At 69.8% G+C, this 2,169-nt stretch carries 3 protein-coding genes; all 3 read left to right on the top strand.

Going from position 1 to position 2,169, the window contains the following annotated elements; all coding sequences use genetic code 11:
• Positions 1-743 (top strand): AMP-binding protein (locus BAY1663_RS22550; protein ID WP_037045320.1); only part of this gene is annotated, 743 nt, incomplete at its 5' end.
• Positions 744-755: 12 nt separating this feature from the next.
• Entirely contained in the window at positions 756-1,628 is an 873-nt protein-coding gene (locus BAY1663_RS22545) for an isochorismatase family protein (RefSeq protein WP_037045318.1), read from the top strand.
• A partial coding sequence (locus tag BAY1663_RS22540; RefSeq protein WP_037045315.1) for a condensation domain-containing protein occupies positions 1,625-2,169 on the top strand: 545 nt, incomplete at its 3' end. The genes BAY1663_RS22545 and BAY1663_RS22540, both read left to right, overlap by 4 nt.

Here is a 2,169-nt window from a genome sequence, read left to right as displayed (position 1 = left end):
CCGGCCACGAGGCCGAGCTGGCGTCGCTGCGGCTGCTGCAGGTCGGCGGTGCCCGGTTGCCGGACGCGCAGGCGCGGCGCATCCCGCAGGTGCTCGGTTGCCGCCTGCAACAGGTCTTCGGCATGGCCGAGGGGCTGGTCAACTACACCCGCCTGGATGATGACGACGAGCACGTCTACCTGACCCAGGGCCGGCCGATGAGCCCGGACGACGAGGTCAGGGTGGTCGACCGCGACGGCCGTCCGGTGGCGCCGGGGCAGGTCGGCGCGCTGCTGACCCGCGGCCCCTACACCATCCGCGGCTACTTCCAGAGCCCGGAACACAACGCCCAGGCCTTCGACGCCGAGGGTTTCTACCGCTCCGGCGATCTGGTGCAGCGGCGCGCGGACGGCTACCTGGTGGTGGTCGGGCGGATCAAGGACCAGATCAACCGCGGCGGCGAGAAGATCGCCGCCGAGGAGGTGGAAAACCTGCTCATGGCGCACCCGGCCGTTACCCACGCCGCGCTGGTGTCCATGCCCGACGAGACGATGGGCGAGAAGAGCTGCGCCTTCGTCGTCAGCGCCGACCCGGCGCTCAAGGGCGTCGCCCTGCGCAAGTACCTGCGTGGCCTCGGGCTCGCCGACTACAAGCTGCCGGACCGCATCGAGCGGGTCGCCGCGCTGCCCATGACGGCGGTGGGCAAGGTGGACAAGACCCGCCTGCGCCGCCACCTCTCCGAACGATTGACCGTTACCGAATAAGGACTTCGCATCATGGCTATTCCCTCTCTCACGCCTTACGCACTGCCGGCCGAATGGGCGGTGAACAAGGTCCAGTGGCCGGTCGAACCTGGCCGCGCGGTGCTGCTGATTCACGACATGCAGGACTATTTCTGCGACTTCTGGGGCGCGGACAGCCCCTTCGTCATCGCGCTGGTCGAGCGCCTGGCCGCCGTGCGCGAACGCTGCAAGGCGCTCGGCATTCCGCTGGTCTACACCGCCCAGCCTGGCCAGCAGGCCGCCGGCGAGCGGGCGTTGCTCAACGACATGTGGGGCCCGGGCCTCACCCAGCACCCGGCGCGCCAGGGCATCGTCGCCGGCCTCGCGCCGGCGGCGGACGACACCGTGCTGGTCAAATGGCGCTATAGCGCCTTCCAGCGTTCACCGCTGGAGCACATGTTGCGCGAACTGGGCCGCGACCAACTGATCATCGGCGGCATCTACGGCCACATCGGCTGCCTGATGACCGCCTGCGACGCCTTCATGCGCGACATCCAGCCGTTCCTGCTGGCCGACGGCATCGCCGATTTCAGCCAGGCCGATCACCAGATGGCGCTGAACTACGTGGCCACCCGTTGCGGCCGGGTGATCGAATGCCGCGAGGTGCTCGAACTGGGCCGCGCGGCGCGCCTGGCGCTGACCCGCGAGGCACTGCAGGCGCGCCTGCTGGGCATGCTCGACGAGATCGACGAGCCGTTCGACCCCGACGAGAACCTGCTGGACTACGGCCTGGACTCGATCCAGGTGATGGCGTTGCTCAGCGAATGGCGCGAGCAGGGGCTGGAACTGAGCTTCACCGACCTGGCCAAGACGCCGACCCTCAACGGCTGGTGGGCGCAGATCCAGCAGCACGGAGGTGCCGCATGAGACCGCTGGGCAATGCGCAGCAGGGCCTGTGGTACGGCTACCTGCTCAACGAAGACCGCGCCATGTTCAACACCGCCGAATGCATCGCCTTCGCCGGCAAGGTGCAGGTGCCGCTGCTGATCGCCGCCGTGCGGCGGGCGGTGGGCGAATGCGAGGCGCTGGCCGGGCGCTATGTCGTCGACGGCGAGGCGGTATTCTTCGAGCCCTGCGAACTGCCGCTGGACGTGGCACGGCTGGACGTGCCGGCGTTCGCCGATGCCGAGGCCTGGGTGCGCGACTGGGCGATGGCCGACATCCGCCAGCCGTTCGACCTGGAGCGCGAGCTGGCCTGCCGCTTCGTGCTGCTGCAGGCCGCCGGGCAGGATTTCCTCTACAGCTGCGTGCACCACATCGCCCTCGACGGCTACGGCACCAACCTGCTCTACCAGCGCATCGCCGAACTCTACGGCGCCGCCGTGCGCGGCGAGCCGGCGCCAGCCTGCGGCTTCGGCCGCTACGCCGAGGTGCTCGCCGAGGACGCCACGCGCGACGCCCAGGGGCG

It is taken from the genome of Pseudomonas sp. BAY1663 (assembly GCF_000582595.1).
In the GTDB taxonomy this organism is placed as follows: Bacteria; Pseudomonadota; Gammaproteobacteria; order Pseudomonadales; family Pseudomonadaceae; genus Stutzerimonas; species Stutzerimonas stutzeri_AF.
The sequence above is the reverse complement of the archived record's forward strand: the minus strand, read 5'-3'. Positions and strand labels throughout refer to the sequence as shown.

Bases quoted from the DNA above. Each gene is read 5' to 3' on its own strand.
- BAY1663_RS22545 (WP_037045318.1), top strand. From the start codon at position 756: ATGGCTATTCCCTCTCTCACGCCTTACGCACTGCCGGCCGAATGGGCG.